Below are 26,090 nucleotides of genomic sequence, written 5' to 3'. Positions count from 1 at the left end.
GATTATTCCGTCTAAAGATCAGTCTTCTTGTCCCAGCTTCATATTGTAGCAGACCACATCATTGTTGGCGGAGAATTCTTCGAGACCTTTCTTGCGCTGTTGCGTATGTTCCTCTATCTCGCTTAGGCCCATGTCGCCTAAATAATCGATGCGGTATTGGTTTTTTTTCTCGATGCTCTCCTCGAACTTGACGATTGAGTTCAGACCGACGTGTTCTAGTACGTTATAGATTTCCTTGACGCAGTTGACGATGACGATCTCGATATGACTGCCCAGTTCATGATAGACAAAGAAAAAGGTTCGGATACCAGCACTGGAGAGGTATGTCAGTCCGGTGGCATCGAATACGGCTTTTTCAATGCCTTGACCGCAATAGCAGGAGAGCTCTTTTGCTAGTGCAGGGGCATTGGCTGCCGATAGTTCGCTGCCCAGCACAATATCGAGCGTCGTGCCATTCTTCACAACTTTAAAGTCTTTATCCATAACTACAATTCCGCTTTTTCGAGCCATACCTTGTAAGCTTCCTCGACCTCTTTCTGCTTTTTGTCGCGCAGCTGGTCGCGTCGCTCTTCGCTCTTCTTTATCAACTTATCGATCTCTTTCTTGATGCCATCGACGTCTTCCTTGGGTTCTCCTGCAGCCAGGATGGCGATCTCGGTCTTAGCCTGGTTGGCAGCCGCCTCCATCAGTGTCTTGCATTGCTGATAGAATACGTCGATGGCATCTTTCAGGGCTTTGTAATACTTATCGTTCACGTCGGGCATGGTTAGCTGGAGATAGCGCACGTCGCGACTGGTGCCTTCGCCGTCGATGCCCTCCACCTGGAGCGTCAGCTCTTTCTGCTTGAACTCAGGATGCACCTTGGCAATGCCCTCGCAGATGGCCTTCATGTCTTCGTCGTATTTTGGCAGTATCCAGAAACGATAGTCGTCTTTTTTGGCCGTCATGGCTACTTGCTCCAGATTTTTCTGAGAGCCTTCGATATTGACTTTGACGGGTATTAGTGAGGCTGGTTCTGCCTTGATACACATATTCAGAAACCGGAAGTTCAGCATAGCCACGTAGCCAGTGAGCTTCTCGTGTAGCTGGTCATATTGATTGCTTAATGCTCGTTTCATATCTATAAATTATTCACTATTCGTTATTCACTATTCATTTCTCAGTTCTTATTCTTTTGGTGCGTCTTCGGTGGAGAGTTTGGTACTCAGGCTACCGCCGCCACCGCCGCCACCGGCCGCATTACCATCGTTGATACTTGGCGACTTGAAGGCTCCCGAAGCTTCCAGACTGTCGAAGGTTCCCTTCGGAGCCTTGACCTCGCCCTTGACCTCGGTGTCCTTGTTGATGGTGGTCTTACCGTAGATCTGCGTCTCGTCCCCACCCAGGGCAGCTTTTCCGCCGTCGAGCTGTACTGCGGCCTTTCCGTCGCCCTGTTGGGCCTCGAAGGTCTTGTCGGCAAAGAGTCCCATCTCCTCGCTGACGGCCTGCAACTTCTTACTCTTGACATCTTTTGACTTGGCGCCCAGATACATCTTTTCAGAGACGAGGGTCATCGTGCTGCCAGCTGCCAGTGCTGAGTCGGCGAGGCTCTCCTTATCAACATCCATCGACTTTGCGCTGATGGCCTTGGCATTGAAGGCGATGCTACCCGTAGCCTTTCCTTCAACATCGGCAGCCAATACATTTGTGCTCTCGGCGCGGAAGGAGACTTTACCATCCTTTGTGAGGGCTTTCATCTTCGGATTACCATCGGCCACCTCGTAGTCGAGGCTCTCAACGGTAAAGTTCTTCGACTTGAAGATGACGTCGCCCTCGGCAGTATATTCGCCCTTGGTGATGTTGCCATCGTCGTCGCGCTCAATGTCCTTGGGATTGGTAGTGGCCACCTCTATGGTCTTGGCAGTAATACTAACCTTGCTGTCGGCAGTCAGTTCTTTCTCAAGGAATACACCCTCCTTCTCCTCATAGTCGATAGCCTCGACATTGACATTCTTCGAAACGATGGTTACATTACCTGTTGCATTCTGGTTCTTGCCTTCGTTCTCTGAGCTGATGGCCATCAGGTTGATATTCTCGGTTCTTACGGAGAAGTCACTGTCCTCAATGAGTTCACCCTTGTCGTCCATCATTGAGATGCCCATTCTCGGTGTGCGTATGCTGATGCCTGCCTCCTGGTTGGTGTGCAGGTTGCCGTCGCCGTCGGCCGTCGCCACGCTGATGCTCTCTGCCGTGATTTGCATGTGGGCACCTGTGGTGTTCTGCTTGAAGTCGTCGCCCTCAGTAATGGTGCCCTTCTCTGTCTCCAAGGCCGTCTTCATCCTGTTGGCTTCAGCCAACTGTGATATGGTGTTTACATAGGCCATCGTAGCCTCACAAAGCATCGGTAATGCAGACTGTACCTGTTCGTGAATGTCGAGAATGTCCAAGGTGTTTACACGGCTCACCATCGCATCTTCATCATCTAGCTTTTCCTCCTTGTCCAGAAGTTTCTTCATCGTGTCAAATGCCTTGTCTACTTGCTGTTTCTGTGTAGCCTTCATCTGCTCCAGATCTGAGATCTGCGAGGTGAGGGCATCGACAGACGCCTCAATCCTGCTTTTGCGCTGCTCACTGGATACGGCAGCCTCCAGTTGCATACTGTTATCGGCATGAATACGGATGCCGCCCCTGCCTGCCGATGCAGGATTCGTTGAGAAGGCATCGGTGGCATCGTTGCTTTCAAGCACAATGTTACAAGCCTGAGTCACAACCTCTGAGGTCTCGCAAACCACATTCTCCATCCCGTCAGAGCCAGGATCAACAGCTATCTGACGGATGCTGGGTGCACGACTGACGATGTGGCCCGTATCGCCCACACCGTTAAGCTGCACTTCATGGCCGTTGAGGATAATTTTGCCTGTACAACCAATCAGGTCGCCGCTCTCATCTACATTTCCGATGATGACCTCAGGTGCAGAGAGAATCAGGCGACGCTCGTCGCGATAATATTTAAAGCCTTCCATCTCCTTGTAAAGGTCAGCCTTCATCTGCTGTATCTCAGTCTTCTGCTTGTGAATCTCTTCCAGGTCCTTCTGTACGCAGTCCTGAAAATCGCCAAGCATCGTTTTCCAATCATCAAATATATAGTCTGCCATAATCGATTATATTTATGCGTTATACAATCACTAAATTCACATTGCTATTGTTGTTATTGTTATTATTATTTGGGTCCTCCTGATCCTCATCGTTGGCCACGTGCTGTTGCACCTGATTATTGTTGACAATGACATTGGAGTCAAGACCCTTTAGAGCCTTCTGTATCTGACTATTCAGTGAATCGTATGCACCCTCATCCTGCTCTTTGAGCAAGGCTTTCGAGAGCTTACCCTGATTATCGCTGGCATCGATTGGGCTAATGCCACCGTTGGAATTCATATAGAGTGTCGTGCCTGTACCAAACAGTATCTGACCGGCCTTGGCATTGCCCCATGTAGCGTATTCCTTGAAAGGCGTAGCCAGCTTCAGGTTGTCGATGCTGAAAGCCTGTCCCAATGCATCGAGTAAGCTGCCAGTTGTCTTCATGGGCATGGTAAACTCCAGACTTTCCACATATCCTTCCCATGTGTCTGAATTTTCCAGAGCATCGTCGCTCGAAGGCTTTAGCACCTGCGATTTCATGCCCAAACCCTCAACAAGGTTCAGGGCTATCATTCGTATGAGCGCCTTTTTATGGAAAGCGAAGTTATCCAGGGCATCAGCTGTCAGATTGGCCCTGCTATCATTGATCACACCTTGGCTAAATGCATACTTGAAGAAAGCAGAATCCTTGCACTTGTCAGGAGAAGTAGCTTTCTTAAATGCATTGATATAATCGAGAGGCACATTTCTCCTCCAGCGACTAATGGTGTAAATCCTGTCATTACCCAGCTTCTGCGACTCTGTACGCAGCTTAATGATGCTCTTCAGCAGGGCGTTGGCCTTCTTGACAATATCTTTCTTGCAAGCCTTACGCCGCTTTATAATGTATTCCTTCGCGGCAGTTATGGATTTCCTTTTTTTCTTCAAAAAAACCATATCAATCTGGGCTAGCGACAAGGCAAGTTCATTTATGTCGTTGATACTGTCTGCCTTGCAAGCTTCGGTAAATCCCAAGTCTGCTTCCGCGATCTCTGTCGTTTTCGGGTCCCAGAACTTATTCTTCAGGTCATCGTACTGTTTACAAATACTAGCATACTTTGCGGAATTGCTATAGTTCACAAGATTCTTAATAGCATCGTCAAATTCGTCTTTCTTCGAGACACATGCGGCGTAATTCTCCTTATACCTGACCAGCATCTTGTCGACAATAAGCGGCACTTTGCCGAGAATCTCTACTATGGCAGGACCCATCTCGAGCACACCGCTCTTCTCGATGGCCTCCTGAGCTTTCTTCTTCGGATTTCTATAGGCGGCATCAGGATAGCCTGGCATAGCGCCACCGGCACCCATCTTCAGGTAGCGGTTCGATTGAACGCAGAGAGCACCCTCCTGAGGCCTCCAGTAAACCTCGATGAGCGACCTGATGAGGGAGAGGTCGATCACGCTCTCCACCATGCTGGCAAGCTTCTTGGCAGCCATCTCTCCCACATCGTACATGAAACTGAGGATGTTGAATGTTGCACCGTCGCCATACGATGAAATATACTTGTTTCGGATGTTGGTGCCCGAAGTGAGTGTCAGGTTGTTGCCAGCTTCGATGGATACGTTCTTACCTTTGATACTGATGTTGCCATTGGGGGCATTGATCGAGATGCCTGTAAAAGCATTGACAGACACGGTACCCCAGGGCGAGCTGATGTTAATGGCACGCTTATCGGTAGAGCCGCTGATTTTCCAGATGCCATACCTGTCGCCCAAATCCACACCGCCTTCGAAGCATTTGCTCATCTCGCTGTCGCCAAAGAGATCGGGCATGTCAACGAAGCCATTGGCGAGGCTCAGGCCAGGGGTGAAGTTGGCCATAAAGGCTGTGGCGCCCTTGCCTGTGCCCTCGTGTACCTTAATATATTCACCATTGGGCGCCTGCAATACGGCAGAGCCGATCTTAACCGCTTTTGGAGTTGCCGTAGAGACAGCACCCACCACGTAGGGACGCTCCACGTTGTTGTTGGCATAATTCACTAATACTTTCTCTGCCAAATAATGTCTGCCGTGGACACCGGCTCCAGCGGGACCATTGGCTGAGGCGTAGATCAGCCAAGGCGTGGCGTCCGAAACATCATGGTCCTTCAAGTTGGAAGCCACGATTTCCTCATAGGCAGGATTGACGGAAGTAAGCTGCCAAGGATATTTCACGCGAACGCGGTTCCTCTTGATAGGATCGTCCACATCGACTACCACAGCCACCTGTGGACCACTGGTACGGATATGTCCCGATGGAATCATTGTGGGATAGAATGTGTCGCCCTCCTTGGCAATGGCCGTCACCTGGAATACGAGCGACTTGGTGGAAATCTTATTGACGGTCTCCGTACTGGCATTATACTTATATTCCAGATTCTCATGGATGTGGGAAGAGATTTCTACGACGATATATTCCTCGTTGTTGACCTTGATGAGGTTGCCGAGCTTCAGTCCGGGCCATGTCGTGTCATAATCGATGTCGATAGTGTTCTGCTCTGCTATCATCTCGCCAGTCAGAATGGCAGCGTACTCCTTGGCACCGACAATGGGCTTGGCCTCAGAGAACAGGTTCAGCGTCTTCTTGTCGTCCTTATACTGCTCGTCGAGCATCGAGACGTGTTCCTTCTTTTTCTTGAAATAGTCGTCATTGAGTTTATCGTTATATTGGCTGACTAAAGCCTCCTGCTGTGCCCACGTAATCAGGTCGTTGACAGCGGTGTCGAACATGAAGTTCAAGATCGACTTGTTGTTGGTCAGCACCTGCCCCACCTTTGCCAACCAATAATAATCTGCACCGGCTTCCAAATCGGCCATATTCTTGATGGTGGCAAAGACTTTGGCAGCACTGTCTTTCTTCACCGTGCTATTCAGCACATTGTTGTCGTAGGGCGCTTCTGGTACATAAGTGTCGGAGATAGGCTTTGTTGGCGTGTAGTCGTGGAAGGTGATTGAACGGTAGCCGCTGATGTCCTTGGCTTTCGCTTTGTCGGCATCATAGCCGATGTTCAGCTTACCGTCCTCCCAGAAAACAAACTCTCCCCAGCGGTTACAGGTACGTATCAGTAGGTCATAGAAACTCTCATTGTACTGTACAAGGTAGGGGAAGATATGCTCCTGATGATCTTTAAGCAGATGTTTCATCTTCGATGCGTCACACACTACGTGCTCATCATGATTATATGGGAGCCTAAAATTGGGTAGCTCACTACCCAGAATATGTTCGCTGAGTCTCTTTGCCGTCCAGGACCTGCTATATTTGGAAAGGGTCAACAGTTTGTCGAGACTGTAAATCTTCAGTTTGACAATTATAGATGTGGCCATATAGCAGGCACGTACCTCTTGTACATAGTAATCGTTGCCGACAATATCGATGGCCTGATCCGATCTCTCGTCATTTCCATCATAAAAGTCGTGCGACACCACCTCAAGCGACACTTTCTTGTGCTTGAACGTTTGTTCAATTGTCTTCCTGTCTAAAGCTTTCCAATCGCTGGTCAACCCAGTGGCCATACTGATCTGAAGATCGGCCAATACCTCGGTTGGTTGATACATCTTCTTCTTGAAACTGAAGTCCACCATACAAATGGTGTAGTCTCTCTCTTCGGTTTTTTCTGACGAAAAGGTAATGACGGCGGTCTCCCTTTCAGTCGAGACGGAGATATCGCCAATAGATAGTTTTAATTTTGCCATATTTTTAAGTTTTTTGTTATTCGTTCTTGTATAATCGTCAGCGTCTTAGGCTGAATTCCTGCGATGCCATGCCATATTACCGCTTGAACTGTTCGCGTAGGTTTGGGGCAAAGGTAAGAAAAAAGTCTGATTCCACCAAATGTTTCCGCTTTTTTTTTATAATTCATGTATTCGTCGATGTATTCGGTGTTGTGCGAGTCTTTCAACTCATTGTGGCGCAAAGATAAACAATAATACAGATTTTATGGTATTTATTTGGAAAATCTCTCACTTATTCGTATCTTTGTCCCCAGATAGAATAACAAATAAAAACGATAACTACAATGAAGAAATTATTGACTACTATTTGCGTGGCCTTGGGCTGGGTGCTGACGGCATCGGCTGAGATCAAAGAACTGCCGATAATCCAGAATGTGATGGCGTATGAGGCGATGTCGCTGAATGGTGAGTGGAATTACATCGTCGACGTGCAAGAGGAGGGCTATTACGACTACCGTATGAATCCCATGCGTAACGGCTTCTTCATCAATGCGAAGCCTAAGCGCCCGGAGGACTTGATTGAGTATGATTTTGATAAGTCGGACGTCATGGAGATACCGTCGGACTGGAACACGAAGGACCAGCGTCTCTTCTTCTACGAGGGAACGGTGTGGTTTAAGAAGAGCTTCCAGGCTGTGCCGATGAAGGATTATAAGACGCTGCTGTATTTCGGTGCCGTGAACTACGACTGCCACGTGTGGGTAAACGGCAAGAAGGCGGGTCACCACGTAGGCGGCTTTACGGCTTTTAACTACGACATCAGCGATTTGCTTGTGGAGGGCGAGAATACGGTGATTGTGAAGGTGGATAATAAGCGTCATGCCGACGCTGTGCCGACACTGATTTTCGACTGGTGGAATTATGGCGGCATCACACGCGATGTGAAGTTGGTCAAGGTTCCAAAGGTGTATCTGGAGGATTATAGCCTGCAGTTGGTGAAAAGTGAAGGCGTTAAGAATAAATATAGGCAGATATGCTTCTCGGCTAAATTGAGTCAGGCAGAGATTGGACATCAGGTGTTGATCCATATTCCAGAGCTGCAACTCAAGCAGTTGCTCACCACCGATGCCGAGGGACAGGTTACTGCAATGCTACGGGTACCCGCCAAGAAGCTTCAACTGTGGAGTCCGGAGAATCCGAAATTGTATCGCGTGGAACTTTCCTTAGACAATTCGACCATTGGCGACGAGATAGGTTTCCGTACCATTGAGACGCGCGACAAGCAGATTCTCCTGAATGGCAAGCCCATCTTCCTCAAGGGTATCTCCATCCATGAGGAGAAACCCAATGGCGGTGGCCGTGCCAACTCTGCCGAGGATGCCCGCACACTGCTCTCTTGGGCCAAGGAACTGGGTTGTAACTTCGTGCGTCTGGCTCACTACCCCCATAATGAATATATGGTACGCGAGGCCGAGAAGATGGGCATCCTCGTATGGTCTGAGATCCCATGCTACTGGACCATAGCCTGGACCAACCCTGAAACCCTTGCTAATGCCAAGGGCCAGCTACGTGATATGATTGCCCGTGATCACAACCGCGCCAACGTCATTATCTGGAGTATTGCCAACGAGACGCCCCACTCAGCCCAGCGTGATACCTTCCTAGGCAATCTCGCCCAGTATGCCCGCAGTCTCGACAATACCCGCCTGATCTCGATGGCTATGGAGGTGACGGGACAGTCGAACTACGTGAACCGCCTCAACGACAATATGAACGAATATGTCGACGTGGTGAGCTTCAACCAGTATATCGGCTGGTATCGCGACGTGAACGACGCCCCGAAGATGAAGTGGGAAATACCCTATAACAAACCCGTTATCATCAGTGAGTTTGGCGGTGGTGCCCGTTACGGCCTGCATGGCGAGAAAAACCAGCGCTGGACCGAGGAGTTCCAGGAGAATCTTTATAAGGAGAATACTGCTATGCTCGACAAAATTGAGGGCCTATCAGGCACTACGCCCTGGATCCTGAAGGATTTCCGTTCGCCGCGTCGTGTGCTGCCAGGCATACAGGATTATTACAACCGTAAGGGCCTTTACAGTGACAAAGGTGAGAAGAAGAAGGCCTTCTTCGTACTCCAAGAATGGTATAAGGGAAAATAACTCAGTAGAGTAGCAGTAGTCCGGCGACGGCGGCATAGCAGATCATCCGGATGGGGTTGATCTTCAGATAGCCCGTGCCGAAAGCCGTAGCGATGAGGAGGGCCACACTGATAAAGAACTGCCAGGGGTTCTCCATCGGCGTGGAGAAGTTCTCCTTGTTGCAGAGCAGCAGGGTGGCGGCAGCCAATAGTCCCACCACAGCAGGGCGCAGCCCCGTGAAGACCGACTGTACCAGATGGGTGTTCATATACTTCATAAACATCCGGCTGATGAGAATCATCAGGATGAGCGAGGGCAGCATCAGGGCGAAAGTAGCCGTAGTAGAGCCAAGGACAGCCATCGCGTGACCATAGCCCGCATTGTGGATGGCCGTATAGCCGCAGTAGGTGGCAGAGTTGATGCCGATAGGACCTGGCGTCATCTGCGAGATAGCCACGATGTCGGTAAACTCAGCCGTCGATAGCCAATGGTGTGATTCTACGGTCTCATGCTGAATCAGCGAGAGCATACCGTATCCCCCACCAAAGCCAAAGAGGCCTATCTTGAAAAACGTGATGAAAAGAGATAAAAATATCATTTGTCTTGAACTCCTTGTTTACTTGTATCCTTGTCTCCCTGAACAAATCTGCCGTAGAGATAGCCTGCCAGACCAGCTATTATAATAATATAAATAGGTGAAACACCGAGGGCCCAGATGGCGAGGGCGCAGACAACGGGAATCCAGACGGTGTACCAATTCAAATTGGCCCTCTGACCTAAGCGGAACGTAGGCACGGCAATCAAAGCCACTACAGCCGGACGGATGCCGCGGAACATGGCTGCTACGAAACGGTTGTCCTTAAACTGACTGAAGAAGATGGCTATGGCCAGGATGATGAGGAATGAGGGTAGGGCAGTGCCGATGGCAGTAGCAATGGCACCACGCGTCTTCCTCAGCTTATAGCCTACGAAGGTGGCGATGTTGATGGCAAAGACACCAGGACAACTCTGGGCAATGGCAATCAGGTCGAGCATCTCGTCTTTCGACACCCACTGCTTCCTATTTACCACCTCTTCCTCAATCAAAGGAATCATGGCATATCCACCACCGAGGGTGAATATGCCAATCTTAAAGAAAGTCTTAAAAGATTCCCAGTAGAGATTCATCAGTCTCAGTCTTTTTAGAATAACCTAGGACTCCCTAGGATAACCTAGATTCTTTCCTCAACCCACTTACGTGCGTTTACGAAGGCCTCAATCCAAGGTGTGACCTCATCGTTGCGGCGGTCAGCAGGATACCAGGCGTTCTGCCAGGGGAATACGGCACGCTCCAGGTGAGGCATCATACAGAGATGACGACCGTCGGCAGAGCAGATACCTGCCACGTTATAGTCAGAACCGTTAGGATTAGCGGGATAGCCTGCGTAGTTGTACTTAGCGATGACATTGTAAGCACTCTCTGCCTCAGGCAAGGAGAACTTACCCTCTCCGTGGGCTACCCACAGACCGAGCTTGTTACCGCTCAATGAGCCGAACATCACGCTGTTGTTCTGGGGAATGCTCAGACTGATAAACTCACTCTCGAACTTGTGAGAGTCGTTGTGCAGCATCTTAGCGCCCTTGGCACCAGTGAGACCGAGTTCCACCATCAGCTGACAACCGTTACAGATACCCAGTGAGAGGGTGTCTTCGCGGGCATAGAACTTATCGAGTGCCTCCTTGGCCTTGGGGTTGAAGAGGAAAGCACCAGCCCAACCCTTAGCAGAACCCAGTACGTCGGAGTTGGAGAATCCACCACAGAACACAATCATATTGATATCCTCGAGTGTCTCGCGACCACTGATCAGGTCGGTCATCATCACGTCCTTCACGTCGAAGCCAGCCAAATACAGACAGTAAGCCATCTCACGCTCACCATTAGTACCCTTCTCACGGATGATAGCAGCCTTAACACCAGAGGGCTGACGGCGATCGGCAGAGATGCCATACTGAGCCAACTTACCAGTGAAGTCCTTGTTGAACTTCATCTCAATAGGCTGCTTCTTATAGTTCTCGAAGCGCTCCTTGGCCTTGCCATTAAAGCTCTGCTTGCGATCGAGCAGGTAAGAGGTCTTATACCAGGTATCGCGCAGGGCGTCGATATCGAAGGGCAGCTCCTCATCGCCAGCCTTGACCACAATGCTGCGGCTGTCTTCTACCGGATAACCAATCTTAGCAAAGCCAACACCCTGCTCCTCCATGAAGTCCTTGAACTCCTGTTTGTGCTCATCGCTTACCTCGATCACCACACCTGGGTTCTCAGCGAAGAGAGCCTTCACTACGTCGCCATCCTTGCAGATGTCGTGCAGGTTGATGTGCATACCACCCTTGGTGTTGGCGAAACACATCTCCAACAGGGTGGTGATCAGGCCACCGGCAGAGATATCATGACCAGCCATGATCCAGCCCTTCTCAATCATCTGCTGAACAGCCATGAAGGCATCAGCGAAGTACTCGGCGTTTTTCACTGTAGGCACATCGTCGCCCACCTTACCTAAGCTCTGGGCAAAGGCAGAACCACCCAGGCGCTGCTCGTCGAATGAGAAGTCGATATGATAGAGTGATGCGTTCTTGTCGTTAACCAATACAGGCGATACCACTTTCTTGATATCAGAAACCTCACCACCAGCTGATACAATCACCGTTCCAGGAGAGATAATCTTCTCACCATTTGGATACTGCTGACTCAAAGACAGCGAGTCCTTACCAGTAGGCACGTTGATATGTAGGTCGCAGCAGAAGTCGCTCAGTGCTTTCACACCCTCATACAGACGGGCATCCTCACCCTCCTGAGAGCGACAAGGCCACATCCAGTTGGCTGAGAGACTCAGTGAATCCATACCCTCGGCCAGAGGAGCCCAAACGATATTGGTCAGGGCCTCGGCTACTGAGAGAACACTGCCGGCAGCAGGATTGGCCAGACCAGCCTGAGGAGCATGTCCTAAGGCAGTGGCAATACCCTTCACACCACGATAGTCGAGGGCTACGACACCACAGTCGCTCAGAGGCAATTGGATCTCACCCTGACACTGCTGACGGGCAATCTTACCTGTTACAGAGCGGTCCACCTTATTGGTGAGCCAGTCCTTACAAGCCACAGCCTCCAACTGAAGCACGCGGTCCAGATACTCATTGATCTTATCCTGACTGTAGGTCACATCCTCATAATGGCGCTCTACGGTATTATCTTTCATGATGGTCTTCGGCGAGTGTCCGAACATCTGAGCCACATCGAGGTCGAAAGGCTTCACACCGTCGCCCTGCTTGAACGAGAAGTGGGCATCGCCAGTGGTCTCACCGACCACATACAGCGGAGCACGCTCACGCTCAGCAATCTTACGTACATGTTCAATGTGCTTCTCGTCGATGAGCAAGCCCATACGCTCCTGGCTCTCGTTGGCGATGATCTCCTTACTTGAAAGTGTCTTGTCGCCGATAGGCAGTTTGGTCATATCGATTTCACCACCGCACTCCTCCACGAGCTCAGAGAGACAGTTCAGGTGACCTGCAGAACCATGGTCGTGGATAGAAACAACGGGGTTCACATCCTCTTCGCAGAGGGCACGCACCAAGTTGTAGGCACGCTTCTGCATCTCTGGGTTGGCACGCTGAACGGCATTCAACTCGATACCGTTGCTATAGCGACCTGTATCTACCGATGATACAGAACCACCACCCAAGCCGATACGGTAGTTATCACCACCAACCACAACGACCTTGTTACCCTTCTGAGGCTCCTTCTTCAGACAGTCGCGCTTGGTGCCGTAACCCACACCACCAGCCAGCATGATCACTTTGTCGTAAGCGTATTTCTCCTTACCCTCCTGATGCTCGAAGGTCAGCACAGAACCGCAGATCAGCGGCTGACCGAACTTGTTGCCGAAGTCAGAGGCACCGTTAGAGGCCTTGGTCAGAATCTGCTGAGGGGACTGATACAGCCACTGACGAACAGGTAGGATATCCTCCCAGTCACGGGCTGCGCCCTCATCGTCGTGCAGACGGGGATAGGCTGTCATATAAACAGCAGTACCAGCGATCGGCCAAGAACCGACACCACCACCCATACGGTCGCGGATCTCACCACCTGTACCTGTAGCGGCACCGTTGAAGGGCTCCACCGTTGTGGGGAAGTTATGCGTCTCAGCCTTCAGCGAGATCACACTCTCGATATCCTTCACCTGGAAATAGTCGCTCGTGCTCTGGTCCTTCGGGGCAAACTGCTCCACAACAGGACCCTGTGCGAAAGCCACATTATCTTTATAGGCAGAAAGAATCTTGTTGGGGTTCTCCTGGGTGGTCTTCTTGATCATGGCGAAGAGTGAACTCTCCATCTCCTTGCCGTCGATGATAAAGGTGCCACCGAAGATCTTATGACGACAGTGCTCTGAGTTGATCTGGGCGAAACCGAAGATCTCAGAGTCTGTCAGCGGACGACCGTTCTGTTTCTCCAATCCGTGCAGGTACTCAATCTCCTCAGGACTGAGGGCGAGTCCTTCCTGCTCGTTGTATTCCTCCAGATTATCCACATACTTGATGGGCTCCGGTTTGATGTTGATCGTAAAAATGTCCTGGTTCAAGCCGTTGTACATGCGCTGCAGCATCTCGTCGTGCTCGGCATCCTTGCTGCTGGCGGGGAAATATTCCTCAATACGACTGATGCCTTGAAGGCCCATGTTCTGGGTGATCTCTACGGCGTTGGTTGACCATGGGGTCACCATCTCACGGCGCGGACCAACAAAGTAACCCTCCAACTGCTCTGCGTCCAGCAGAGTAGCCTCGCCATACAGCCAGTTTAATTCCTTGATTTCCTGTTCGTTTAACTGGTGATCAACCTCTGTTGCAATCACCGTTTTTTGTGGGGTCTGAAAAAAACGTATCATGTTTTATCTAATTGTTTTTATTTCTTCTTCTTGGTTGTGGTGTTGCTTTTCTCCACATAGGGAATCTGCTTCATGAGTACCCAAGAGGCCTCACGGGCTTTGTTCTTCAAGTTGTCTGGACAGCTGCTGCTGTTCAAGAAGCTGGTTACTTCCTGTTTGGCACCTTCGCTCTTATGTCCTTCAAGCAATGCCTTTGCCCAATTGGTGGGGAAGAAGATGCTGTTGGTCTCCAAGAGACTGGGCAGTGCTTTCAGGGCTGGCTGGATATAACTGTTGCTCTGTGGCTCATAGACGTCGGAGTTGAGTAGGCGCAGGGTCTGCAGTACCCATACCTCCTGTTTGCGGTTCTCGGGCTTTAGCAGTTCGTTAAACAACTGTGTACGGGCTTCAGCACTGGGATTGCAGACGCGGCTGACAAAGTCGAACTCGTCTTTCAGTTCCTGAGTCATCAGGCGTCCGCGCTCTTTGCTGAGAATCTCTTCACGGCGCTCAGGGCGAACGATGGCCAGACGATAGGCCATGTTCATATAGTCGCGCTCACTGAAGGCAGGGTCGTTATGGGCATCGAACATCTTCTGGATCTTGTCGAGCACCTCGGGAGAAACGGCATTGGCAGCGAGTTTGTTGAGGATATACTGTCGGCACTCCTTTGACTTGTTCTCGCCCAGGAGGTCCATGATACAGAGCTCAAGGGTCTTGCGTGACGACATGGGCATGTCGGTAGAGATCTTAAACATCTGATCGACGCCTGTCGACATGATGAGCGGATTCTTCTCCTTCATCATAAAGCGGTAGAGCTCGCCGAAATGTGAGGGTGGTATTTTGCCCTGGAGGTAGTTCTCGTGGATGGTCTGCAACAGACAGTAGCGGTGCAGGTCGTTGTGGGTGGTGATAAGACGCATCGGCAACTTCTTGGCGTAGTCGTCGTCGAGGGTGAAGATACCATAGCCGCGTCCGTCGAAGTTCGGAATGATATAGTCGGGACGGGTGCTGCACTTGAAAGTCATGGTGGGCTTCGTCATGTTAACCGTGAGCACCTTGCTGCTGCCTAACTCATGGATAAGACGGATCTCGAACTTCTGCGGCCAGCAGATACCACGTCCGTAGGGGTCGGACTGTGACACGACGATCTGTCCGTTGCGGTAGCTGGTGTGGATATGGGGCAATCCCTTCTCCTTTCCCCAAACATCCATATATTGTCTGACGCTGATGCCGGAGGCCTCTTTCTCGAGTGTTTGGATGAACTTGTCCCAAGAGGCATTGCCATAGGCGTTGTCAGCCAGGTAATTCTGAAGAGCCTTCTGTAATACAGGTGCTTCCATGATGTTCTCAAGCATACGCATCATCACCGGGCCCTTATCATAGATAATGTCATCATAGAGCAGACTGGCATGATCGATATTCGAGATTTCCTGGGCGATGGCGTGGGTACCCTCTGTACGGTCGATGGCGATGGCACGGGCCTGATAGGTTCTGAGGAAGTTCAGGTCGTGGTCCACACCACGGAACTGTCTGCGGGTAATCTTTGAGGCCATGAAGTTTGCCATCAACTCCTCTGCCCACAGATCCTCGAACCACTCGGGAGCCACGAGGTCGCCAAACCAGAGGTGTGCCGTCATGTGCGCAATCAGTTCGGTACGGTTCAGCTTGTCCTCCTGGGTAGCGTTCTTGTCGAGGAAGATCCGACGGTCATTGAACTGGATGGCACCAGGGTTCTCCTGACCGCCAAATTGGAAGTTGGGCAGGATGACCATACCATACTCTGTGCCAAAAGGATTGGCAATGCCGGTATAGCCTTCCATCCACTTCAGGGAAGCGGCCACCTCGTCGAACACGTTGTCAATCTGATTGACCTTGTCAGGGTCTGTTTCGAGATAGAGTGCTCGCATGGGACGTCCGTCGCGGGTGCCTATCTTCTCATAGAAGTTGCCTGCTACAAAGGAATAGAGACTGGTGGGAAGCGGACAGCAGGGATCGCTGGTCATGGTCTTCCAACCGGCAGGTGCCTTGATGTCGGTGAGATAACGGGCCCTGAGGTCGGGCTGGTCGAAGCAGGGGAAGCATGACCGGGCGTTATCAGGCACGAAAAGGGTGTACATATAGTCCTGATGACGGTTCAAAGCCTTGTCGGTGGCAGTGAAATTCAGTTCCACACGGTTTGTACCAGGTACGAGCAGCTTATTGGGGATGATGATATGTTCATTCTGATAAGTAGCGATGACTGGCTTACGCTTCTCTTTCTTGTTCTTGCCTTTCCGGATGATAACGGTACAGTTGCCGTCAAACTCACCCTGGAAGTCGAGTACGACATCTGCCTTCTCTTTGAGGTCGAAAGTGATGACGTTCTTACCCGTAATCTTCTGTTGAGGATTGCCTGGGATGTGGAAAGTCAGATCGTAGATGACATTACTGATGTTGGCTTTTCGCTGGGCTGCGAGCTCTTTCGAGACGCCCTTTGTCAATTGCTGCGCATAGGCACAGAATGCAACCATGCAGAGTGCTGCAGTGAGGAGTGTTTTGATATTTTTCATCTCTTATTTGGTTTTTGAGTGCAAATTTAATTAAAATAATTCTAATTCCAAGCATATTTTCATTGTTTTTTCTGCCAGTTCACTAATTTTGCACCGAATAAGTCTTTTTTAATATTAATTAGGTATGAAGAAAAGTATTTTTTTGATAGCTCTGGCTGTTGGTCTGATGACCAGCTGTGCCAGCAAGAAGGATCTGGCGAACTGCCAGACAGAGAACAAGTCGCTCACAGAGAAGTTGCAGGATACCAGGGAAGACCTGGCCGGCAAGAACGCCCGCATCCAGGCCCTCGAAGAGCAGCAGCGTGGTTTGCAGCAGGCCTTGAAGAATGCTGAAGCCAAGTATAATGCTCTGCAGCAGTCGTTGGATAAGAGTCTGACCAACGCTTCTCAGAACAATATCTCTATCGAGAAGCTCGTCGACCAGATCAACGAGTCCAACCAGTATATCCGCCATCTGGTGGAAGTGAAGTCGAAGAGCGACTCTCTGAACATGGTGCTGACGAACAATCTGACCCGTTCGCTGTCTCAGGATGAGCTGAAGGAGGTCGACGTTCAGGTGCTGAAGGGAGTGGTCTATATCTCACTGGCCGACAACATGCTCTACAAGAGTGGCTCGTATGAGATTAACAGCCGTGCCGCCCAGACACTCTCGAAGATCGCCAAGATTATCAAGGACTACAAGGACTATGATGTGCTGATTGAGGGTAACACGGATAATGTGCCCATCAAGAAGACCAATATCCGTAACAACTGGGACCTCTCAACGCTCCGTGCTTCGTCAGTGGTTCAGGCCCTGCAGAACGACTACGGTGTTGACCCGAAGCGCCTCACGGCAGGTGGACGCGGTGAGTACAATCCTATCGCCTCTAACGATACCGAGATTGGCAAGCAGCGCAACCGCCGCACCCAGATCATCATCACGCCGAAGCTCGATGAGTTTATGGACCTCATCGGCCAGGCTCCTGACAGTGAAGAATAGTTATTAAACACAAAATCAGGTGCCCCCTGTGACCCCTACGTCCAACGGTTAGGGGGACGTAGGGGTCACAGGGGGCATTTGATTATTTGATAGGTTACAATATATAGGGAATAAACTATAACCGATGCTTTTCCCCCAATAAGTACTGCTTATTTCCAAATAAGAACCCTTTATTTTTCAATAAGTACTGCTTATCTCCAAAAAGCTGTGCTTATTATCTAATCCTCCAGTTCCAACTGATTCTTTACTAAGCAGAAATAAGTCCCTTTTCTGTTAATCAGTTGCTGGTGTGTGCCTTGTTCAACAATTCTTCCCTTTTCCAGAACGATGATGTTATCAGCTTCCTTGACGGTGCTAAGCCTATGGGCTGCCACAACGACGGTCTTTCCCCGATAGAAAGCCCGCAAGTTTTCCATGATAATGCGCTCGTTCTGGGCATCGAGCGAGTTGGTCGCCTCATCTAAGAATATGTATTCGGGAGCTTTATACACAGCGCGGGCGATAAGAATACGCTGGCGCTGACCTTGACTGAGACCGTTACCGTCGCTGCCTATTTTGGTATATAGCCTCAGTGGCAACGACTCTATGTAGTCTCCGATATTTGCAACTTCAATAGCATGGTGCAGTCTTTCACTATTAATATGGTCATCGGCTACTGCAATATTCCTTTCTATGGAGTCTGAGAAGATGAAGCCATCCTGCATCACACTGCCCGTTTTACTGCGCCACAGGTGTGGATTGATGGTGCTTAGCATGATTCCGCCAACCCTAATCTCTCCCTCTAAAGGCTCGTAGAAACCCTGTATTAGCTTAATGAGGGTGGTCTTTCCGCTGCCGCTGCTGCCTACGATGGCTGTCACTTTGTGCTCTGGTATCACGAGCGACACATCTTCCAAAGCATAGCCCCGTCGCGCTCCACTATAACTGAATGATACATGGTCAAGGGTGATGGTCTTGTCGACAGGCAACTCCACCAGCTTTCCCTCTATTGATTGTTCCTCGTCTTCTTTCTGATGAATCTCGTTGAGGCGCTCAATACTGATCTTGGCATCCTGAAAGGTCTGGGCGAAGGCGATGAAGTCACGGATAGGTGCCGAGACCTGTCCGATGATATAGGTCAGCGACATCATCATACCTAAAGTCATCCCACCGTCTACAACTGTCTTGGCTGCCAGGAAAGTGATAAGTATATTCGTAATCTCCGAGAAGAAAAGTGAGCCTATTTGCTGTGTCTGTCCGAGTTGCAGGCTCTTCACGTTAATCTTGAACAGTTTCTGCTGTATGCGTTCCCACTCCCATCGCCGCTGCCGTTCGCAGTTGTTCAGCTTGATCTCCTGCATACCCTGCACCAGCTGCACGATGTTACTCTGTTCGGTGGCCGATAGATTAAAACGTTTGGTGTCGAGAATCTTGCGATACCGCATAAAATAGAGAATCCAGAGCACATAGAACGTGTTACCCAGCAAGAACAGCCCCAATATCGGCAGGTGGTAGTAGCCTAAGATGGCCGCATAGACAAAGAAATTGAAGACAGAGAAGATGATGCTCATTGACGACCCCATCAAAAACTGCTTGATACGACTGTGGTCTCCGATACGTTGCATGATGTCACCCGTCTTCTTTGTATCGAAATAGTGTAGTGGTAGACGCATCAGTTTCATCAGGAAGTCGGAGATGAGCGCAATATCGATCTTGGCGTTCATGCGGAGCGTAATCCAACTCCTCACGAAACTCATCATCATCTGCGAGAAGAAAATCACCAGTTGGGCTATCAGTATCAAGGTGATCAGCCCCAGGTCTTTGCCATTGACACCCTTGTCGACTAATGCCTGAGTCAGAAACGGGAACAGCATCTGTATGCCAGAACCAGCCACGAACAATAGCAGAAGCCAAGTCATCTGCCTCTTGTAAGGCAGGAAATAGCGTAGGAAGAACAGCAGGTCGCGCCGAGTGGATGTCGGCTCGTCCTTGATAGAATTGAACTCTGGTCCAGGTTCTAAGAGTAGGGCTAATCCTTGAGGTCTGTTATTCCGTGTGGTGGAAATCCAGCATTTCAGGAACTCTTCTTTCTGATAGACCAACTTTTGTGAAGCAGGATCAGCAACGTAGATATGGGCAGCGCCATTCTTCTTCCGCCTGATCTTGTAGCATACCACGAAATGATTCTGATTCCAGTGCAGGATACAGGGCAGCGGTGCCTCATTTGCCAATTGCTCAAATGTTATCCGTACCCCTAATGTCCTGAATCCGATTCGCTCAGCAGCATCGCTGATGCCCTGCATCGAAACTCCCTCACGGGTGATAAAGCAACGCTCACGAAGGGTCTGCATCGAGTAAGACTTGCCATAATATTTGGCAATCATCTTCAACGATGCAGGCCCGCAGTCAACAGATTCCATCTGAGGGAAGTGAGGAAAAATCATGCTAATGGGTCGTACAGATATTTACACTTCTTGTTTCCATGACATCCTGTATTACCCTCGCAGGTTCCATTACTTGAGCAATCTCTATTATTTGAGCATTTCGTATTGCTGTTATTTCCATCACCGTCGCCTCCTAAAACATTGATCATTTCCATTTCTGAGAGAATACTATCCTCCGACGTAACAACTGATTTGACTATGTCCTTTTTCATAATTTGATTGTTTTTAAATTGTTAATATTAGAATGAATTATTCATTAAGGATAAAATCCTCATTTTCTTCCTTATGCCGGTTATTCTTCTTCCTGATCTGATGACCTTTGGCAAATTTGTAAGTCACCGTCAGATCTATGGTATGCCGTTGGAGTGCATAAAAATCATATTGATACCTGTTTTCGTAGTATGGGGTATTTGTCCATTCATATCGATTTCTGGTTACACCCAGCTTGACAGGTAACACATAGGAGACATCGACATTCAACCTGTCTTTCAGGAAACTTCTTCTTACAGAAACAGTCCACCAGTCATTTCCATTATTAGCCTCTGTATTAGCCGACAGTTGATATGTACATCTTTTGTCAAAACCAAGCGAAATTGACCACAAATCAGAGGAGTAATCTATATAGAACCCACCTGTCTGAAAGGACAGACTCGAAGAAATATCATTTCCGCTAATTTTGCTATAATGTTGCTCTAGATGAGCGCATAACACCAAATTTTGTGTTTCCGACAGATGAATGTTCTTATATGCCAACACTCCCAGGAGGCAATTCTCTTGTCCAATATTATCATAGGTCAGCAGATAGCCTCCTTTTTGTTGCCTGTATACTGAAGATATGTAATTGTCAAGATAGTCCAAGCCCGCCTCAAACCGGAATATCCCTAACTTAAATTCTAAAGACAGATTATGTATAGTCATGGGTTTCAGAAGAGGATTTCCTTTTCTTACGAGAGAAGAATCTACCCGTATCTCAGCGGCATTTGTCTGATTGACTTGAGGATATGATGTTCTCGCCTGATAACCGAGACTTAGTTCGTTTTTACCGCCTCCATAATTATACCGCAGTTTTGTGCCTGCCTCCCAAATCTTACTATTACTTGCGCCAATTCCTGATGCCGTAGTCCGAAAATGTTCTATAGCACCAGAGATCTGCCACCTCAAATTCTCCAGAATATCCATATTCATAACAGCATATAACTGGTTTCTGTATAATCCGGAGTTTGTCTCAGTACCGGACATCCTTATATTAGTCCACCTATTATAATTCATATACCCTATGTTTAGGGAGAAATGATCATTCAACTGGGTCTTAGTATCGAAACTGAATTGTGTAAACATTCTGTAGCTTATACCATCACTTACGGTTTCATAGCCTGTAGATTCTTTGTAAGCATAAATCGGCACGCTATTCTGTCTGTTGAATGTAAAGTCAGAATATAACTTTGTCTTGGCAATCGTCCCTCTATAAAAAAGACTGGCAATATAAGTATGAAGTTTTGTATTAGAATCCGAAATTCTTCGGAATGTATAGTCGCTTCCATGATTTGACGACATTAGATATTCTTTTCTTGTATTATCATTGGCCGTTCGATATACAAATTTAGCAGATATGCTATGATGCTTGTTTATATCATAATCTGCATCAATCCAGGAATTATGTATATTGTAGTATCTGATATCCGTAGGTTGATTCTCTGCTAATGAGAACATTTCTACCGCATTGCTCCTTTTATATAAAGTAGAGTATTTATGCTCATTACGGTGCGTATAATCGTAATGGAGTGCAACATTGATTCCTAGTCGTGCATACGAGTATGATATATCCTCATTTGTATATGTAAAGAACTGATCATAGCCTGAGGCAGGTTTCATGATAGTATAGGCATCAGCATCAATCTCATGACCTTCCCAATTGTCTTTTGTGATAACGTTTATCACAGCATAATAATCGCTGTACCGCCCTTTGGGCTGTTCCGTTACTTCAATCTTCTTGAACCTGATGTTAGCAAGTTTCCCTATATAGCTGTTGGTTTTCTCCTTTCCGTCAATCAGCAATAAGACATTCTCCCTATTGTTATAGAGGAGGCTTTTAAGTTTCTTGTCATAATACATCCCTGGTATTTTGCCGATGAGTGAGAATGTATCAAATGTGTTTTTCCGCATTTCATCGGTGACGAGCCAAATGTCCTTGTCACCGTGATGGAGCAAATTGCTTGCACTAATTGTTACCTCCTTTAAATCTATGCTTTTGTAGATGCTATCTGATTGAGAAATGCTGACAGAATCCTTTTGCGCAAAGACACTATAAGGCAATATCATCAGAAGGAATAAATGAAGAACTCTTCGACAATAATAAACAATATTTTTCTTCCGTTTGATCTTATAGCATACCACAAAATGGTTTTGGTTCCAGTGCAGTATACAGGGCAATAGTGTCTCATTTGCCAATTGCTCAAATGTCAACCGCACTCCTAATGTTCTGAAGCCGATTCGCTCGGCAGCATCGCTGATGCCTTGCATTGACACTCCCTCACGGGTGATAAAGCAACGCTCACGAAAAGTCTGCATCGTATAAGACTTGCCGTAATACTTGGCAATCATCTTCAACGATGCAGGCCCGCAGTCCATGGCTTCCATCTGAGGGAAGTGAGGAATGTTTCTATTAACCTTGAGGTGTCGGAGAATCTGTATCATTATCGTCTCCTCTGGCACCACCTCCGTTACCACATTGACCATTACATCCTACATTACTTTCGCAAACCGTATTGTGTTCACAATTATCGTTATAATGGCATGCTTGATTGTCAGAACAAGTTGTTGTGTTATTTGTACAATTCATATTTCCACCATTTGGAGTAACTTGCCCACCATACACGTTTAGCATTTCCATTTCAGAAAGTAAATTCTGAGTATCAACGCTCTCCAGACTGTTTTGTTTTAATTCTTTCATAAGCTTTGTTTTTGATGATTAATATTGATTCTAATTTTGAATACTTTGAACAGTATTCCTTTTATTGACTTGTTTTCCTTTTGCAAACCGATATGTAAGGCTCAACGTAATCATATTTTTCTCTTCTTCATAGGTGTTCAATGATGAATAATAGCTGTAAGTAGGTGTTTCGATATATACTTCCTTATATTTGTTGAGTCCCTTTGATATAGGAATATAATAGGTGATATTCCATCGTAACTTTCTATTTAGCATGTATTGATAAATATTGAGGCAGCACCTGTCCGTGCCAGATGTAGTCCAACCTTGAGCGCTTGGCTGCTTGTAGGCGGCCTTGGCATAAAAGATACTGATTGTTGGATAATTCTTCATTCTATAGACAACCTCAATATCCCCAGACCAATTACTTGTTTTTTGAGTGTTTCCATTCCATTTTGAATATGATGTAATGAATTTGATGTATCCTTTCAACTCAAGTTCTCCTTTTGAAAGATTTAGTGAATGTTGTAGAAACAACGAATTAGAGTTTTCCCAAGACTTAACATTCTCGTATGTCAACAACGTTATGCCTCCTTGATCTTTGTAAATCTGCGATATCCCATTACCTGTATAATTAAACGAAGACACAAAGGTGACATGGGGGGTGGTAAAAAGAAAATCTGCCAAATGTCGTGTTCCAGCTTTAAGATGGGGATTTCCTACCATATAAAGGCAACTATTAATCCATCTACCATTAGTATTCAACTGCTGTTGGTTTGGAAATTGAGTCTGATTTCTGTAATACAAGTCACAAAAAAAATTGTTATTGAAGTGATATTCTATGGATGCGTTGAGAGCCAAGATATTCTGTATGTCTTTTTCTTCTCGAATGTTCTTAAACTGTCCGCCTACTTTAGCCCTCAGTTTCTCGTTAAGCGACATGGAAAAGGATGCATAGAATGAGTGACGATAACTGTTAGTTTCAGATATGGTACCTTGGCTTATGCTCTCATACTTCCTTCTGACAGTGGTATAGCCCATGTTTAATGTAGCTTTTCGATAGATTTTATTTTGGGCGTTGATATCCCAGAAAAGATAGCTCTTAGTGTTGTCAAAGGGGGTGTAATATAATTCTTGTGTATTTTCGGTATAGCTATTGGTCTGATTATTCAGTAATTTTTCGTAAGTCAACTCAGAAGAAAAATCCCATGTTTTCAGTTTTCCTTGATAGGCGATGGTGCCGATATGTTGGGTACCCTGATAATGCTGTTTGCTGTCGACGTTCACTATATAACCTTTATCATCATTGGGATATAATCTTTCCACGGTTTTAGAAAAATAAGTGTGACTGGCAGATTTCCATAAACTGTATTTGAACGAGATACTATGATTTTTAGAAAGATTGAAGTCGGTGTCTATCCAAAAATCATGTTTGTTTTTATAGAAAATATCCGTTGGCTTTTCATTGTCGATGGTCTGCTCTATATAAGAAGTATTCTTTGTCCGATACTCATATTGCTGGTGTCTGTTGGAGTGGTCATAGTCGTAGTGTACTGCTATATCATACTTTGGAAGTGTATATGTATATGTACCAGAGGTATTAAATGAGGTTAAAAGTTCGTCATAAGGACTTGAGGGCCTGATATACTCGCTATTGGAAAGCCTTACATCATAACCTTTCCAGTTATCTTTAGTTATCAAGTTAACCACGACCTGATAATCCTCATACTTGCCAGTCGGATGTTCTATGATCTCTATCTTATCAAAGCGTATATTTGCCAATTCACCGATATATTTCCCTTTCTTTTTCTTTCCATCAAGCAGAAATAGGATATTATTTGAGCCGAGATAGGACAGCTCGTCTTTTGCGTCACTATATTGAAAATTAGGTAGTTTTTTTACCAATTCATTCACTGAATACGTGTTATGGCGAAGGCTGTCTGTAATCAACCACACATCCTTGTCAGGATAATGGACAACATTCTTCCCCTTGATAACAACATCCTTAAGCTCAACACTTTTGTAAATACTATCATTACTTTGGGCTAAAACACCTACTGAAAATAAAAGAAGGAAACATATAGATAAGAAATGGCGACAATAATATATAATATTCAGGTTCCATAACCTGTCGGCATCAGCAAATCTACATCTGAGATGATTACCTTGCAAGAATACCTCATTCCGTTCTTTAGGGCATGGGCCATAACAAATGGGAAGGTATTTACATGACTGACACTCCGATTCCTGGTCATCGAAAATGGTGAAATGCATTGCGGGGATATCTTTGTCCCATACAATTTCTCCTGTTTCTGTGAGATGTCCCTGTGCCTGTTCTGGGTCGAGGTTATCGCATTTTCCTATCCTGCCATTAGGGAAAACAGAATTGAAATGTAGGCTATCTACATAGCAGGGAGAGAACCCTTGTCCAACACTGACTTGAAATTGGTCTTCAGAGGCAGAGTTTACAAGCGTATCTATTTTCTGTTCATCAATATTATTCTCATCTTCCTGCCACACTTTCATAACCGAAAGGTTGATTCTTTTTCGTATATTCTCTGGCAAGTATTGTTCTAAGTCCTTTATAAATGCATCTGGCTTTAAGTTACCTGTTGTGTAGTTGTAGCGCAGGCAAATCTCGGCATCGGGAAGAATCTCTGATATCAGACAAATGTTTCGCAACGACATCTCATAGGCCGATTTGCCCTTAATGACCTTTACTTTATCGTGCTCATTCTTGGTACCATCAACGGTAATCTGGAAAAAGGTGAAGTCTAAATCCTTCATCTTTTCCAGAATACGTCGACTCAGTAGTGTGCCATTCGTGGTAATAGTATTGTGATAGGATATGCTATGTTCTTGGCAGAATGTCTTCGCAAATGAAGCAATCTCCTCAACTCTGTGGAATGATAGCAGTGGCTCCCCGCCAAACCATGCCAACTGAAATCGCTTGATGTCATTATGGGGCAGATAATAAGCAATATGCTTCTTGACTCTTTCTACATCATCATCGGATAACTGCATATTGCGATGATTCTGGGTGCAATACCAGCAACTGACATTGCAGGCGTACGTGGGCAGGATCATCAGTTTATAACTATTATCATGTGTCAGATCATGATACTGCAGTTTAATTACCTCCAACTCATCCACATCATCTTCTATGATAAAACCTTCACCCGCCATTTGCTTCAGGAATGGTGCGTATTGCTCTTTGTATTCGTCGGGAGTAGACAATATCCGCAAGAACGCCTCTTTATTCTGGCTGCTGACCAGGAAGAAACGTTTTGTCACACCATTAAAGATGACAAATCTGTCATCGTAAGGCAGGCAGATATTGTATTTACTCGGTTTCATC

General features: G+C 47.2%; 14 protein-coding genes. 2 read left to right on the top strand and 12 right to left on the bottom strand.

The genetic code is table 11. The features are described from left to right. Positions 1-18 precede the first annotated feature (18 nt). The 4 genes from BMY16_RS05860 to BMY16_RS05845 are packed head-to-tail and all read right to left on the bottom strand — an operon-like array spanning position 19 to position 6,831. Complete coding sequence (locus BMY16_RS05860) at positions 19-483, bottom strand: STAS domain-containing protein (protein WP_170836022.1); 465 nt, start codon at positions 481-483, stop codon at positions 19-21. Between the two features lie 2 nt (positions 484-485). Further along, on the bottom strand, positions 486-1,118 hold the full coding sequence (locus BMY16_RS05855; protein ID WP_091840841.1) for a ribosome recycling factor: 633 nt from the start codon (positions 1,116-1,118) through the stop codon (positions 486-488). 48 nt (positions 1,119-1,166) lie between these two features. Further along, positions 1,167-3,134, bottom strand: a complete 1,968-nt coding sequence (locus BMY16_RS05850; RefSeq protein WP_091840839.1) for a hypothetical protein — start codon at positions 3,132-3,134, stop codon at positions 1,167-1,169. 19 nt (positions 3,135-3,153) lie between these two features. Beyond that, positions 3,154-6,831 (bottom strand): hypothetical protein, encoded by a 3,678-nt coding sequence (locus BMY16_RS05845; RefSeq protein ID WP_139207139.1) that lies wholly within the window; start codon positions 6,829-6,831, stop codon positions 3,154-3,156. A gap of 323 nt (positions 6,832-7,154) precedes the next feature. Between BMY16_RS05845 and BMY16_RS05835 the strand changes: the two genes are divergently transcribed. Next, on the top strand, positions 7,155-8,972 hold the full coding sequence (locus tag BMY16_RS05835) for a glycoside hydrolase family 2 protein (protein ID WP_091840835.1): 1,818 nt from the start codon (positions 7,155-7,157) through the stop codon (positions 8,970-8,972). A 1-nt stretch (position 8,973) separates the two neighbouring features. Here the strand turns inward: BMY16_RS05835 and BMY16_RS05830 are convergent, their stop codons facing one another. From BMY16_RS05830 to BMY16_RS05815, 4 genes are read right to left on the bottom strand one after another with little or no spacing between them, the layout of a single operon-like run. Next, on the bottom strand, positions 8,974-9,549 hold the full coding sequence (locus BMY16_RS05830; RefSeq protein ID WP_091840833.1) for a chromate transporter: 576 nt from the start codon (positions 9,547-9,549) through the stop codon (positions 8,974-8,976). Continuing rightward, positions 9,546-10,118: a chromate transporter gene (locus BMY16_RS05825; protein WP_091840832.1), complete on the bottom strand. Its 573-nt coding sequence runs from the start codon at positions 10,116-10,118 to the stop codon at positions 9,546-9,548. Before BMY16_RS05825 ends, BMY16_RS05830 begins: the two co-directional genes overlap by 4 nt. A gap of 44 nt (positions 10,119-10,162) precedes the next feature. Continuing rightward, the gene (gene purL / locus BMY16_RS05820) at positions 10,163-13,870 is read right to left on the bottom strand and encodes a phosphoribosylformylglycinamidine synthase (protein WP_091840830.1); all 3,708 of its coding nucleotides are present in this window, start codon (positions 13,868-13,870) and stop codon (positions 10,163-10,165) included. 17 nt (positions 13,871-13,887) lie between these two features. Continuing rightward, positions 13,888-16,401, bottom strand: coding sequence for a M1 family aminopeptidase (locus tag BMY16_RS05815; protein ID WP_091840828.1), 2,514 nt, complete (start codon positions 16,399-16,401; stop codon positions 13,888-13,890). A gap of 124 nt (positions 16,402-16,525) precedes the next feature. On the opposite strand from BMY16_RS05815, the gene BMY16_RS05810 reads away from it, so the two are divergent. Beyond that, the gene (locus BMY16_RS05810) at positions 16,526-17,380 is read left to right on the top strand and encodes an OmpA/MotB family protein (RefSeq protein ID WP_091840826.1); all 855 of its coding nucleotides are present in this window, start codon (positions 16,526-16,528) and stop codon (positions 17,378-17,380) included. 218 nt (positions 17,381-17,598) lie between these two features. On the opposite strand, the gene BMY16_RS05805 is transcribed toward BMY16_RS05810, so the two are convergent. From BMY16_RS05805 to BMY16_RS05795, 4 genes are all read right to left on the bottom strand, one after another. Further along, positions 17,599-19,803 carry a peptidase domain-containing ABC transporter gene (locus BMY16_RS05805; protein ID WP_091840825.1) on the bottom strand — a complete coding sequence of 735 codons (2,205 nt, stop codon included), beginning with the start codon at positions 19,801-19,803 and terminating at the stop codon, positions 17,599-17,601. A gap of 249 nt (positions 19,804-20,052) precedes the next feature. Further along, positions 20,053-22,497 carry a cysteine peptidase family C39 domain-containing protein gene (locus tag BMY16_RS05800; RefSeq protein WP_091841040.1) on the bottom strand — a complete coding sequence of 815 codons (2,445 nt, stop codon included), beginning with the start codon at positions 22,495-22,497 and terminating at the stop codon, positions 20,053-20,055. After that, the gene (locus BMY16_RS15305; RefSeq protein WP_139207138.1) at positions 22,466-22,753 is read right to left on the bottom strand and encodes a hypothetical protein; all 288 of its coding nucleotides are present in this window, start codon (positions 22,751-22,753) and stop codon (positions 22,466-22,468) included. Before BMY16_RS15305 ends, BMY16_RS05800 begins: the two co-directional genes overlap by 32 nt. A 30-nt stretch (positions 22,754-22,783) precedes the next feature. Beyond that, complete coding sequence (locus tag BMY16_RS05795) at positions 22,784-26,089, bottom strand: radical SAM/SPASM domain-containing protein (RefSeq protein ID WP_091840823.1); 3,306 nt, start codon at positions 26,087-26,089, stop codon at positions 22,784-22,786. Between the last annotated feature and the right edge of the window lies 1 nt (position 26,090).

It is taken from the genome of Prevotella sp. ne3005 (genome assembly GCF_900110085.1).
GTDB lineage: Bacteria > Bacteroidota > Bacteroidia > Bacteroidales > Bacteroidaceae > Prevotella.
The sequence above is the reverse complement of the archived record's forward strand: the minus strand, read 5'-3'. Positions and strand labels throughout refer to the sequence as shown.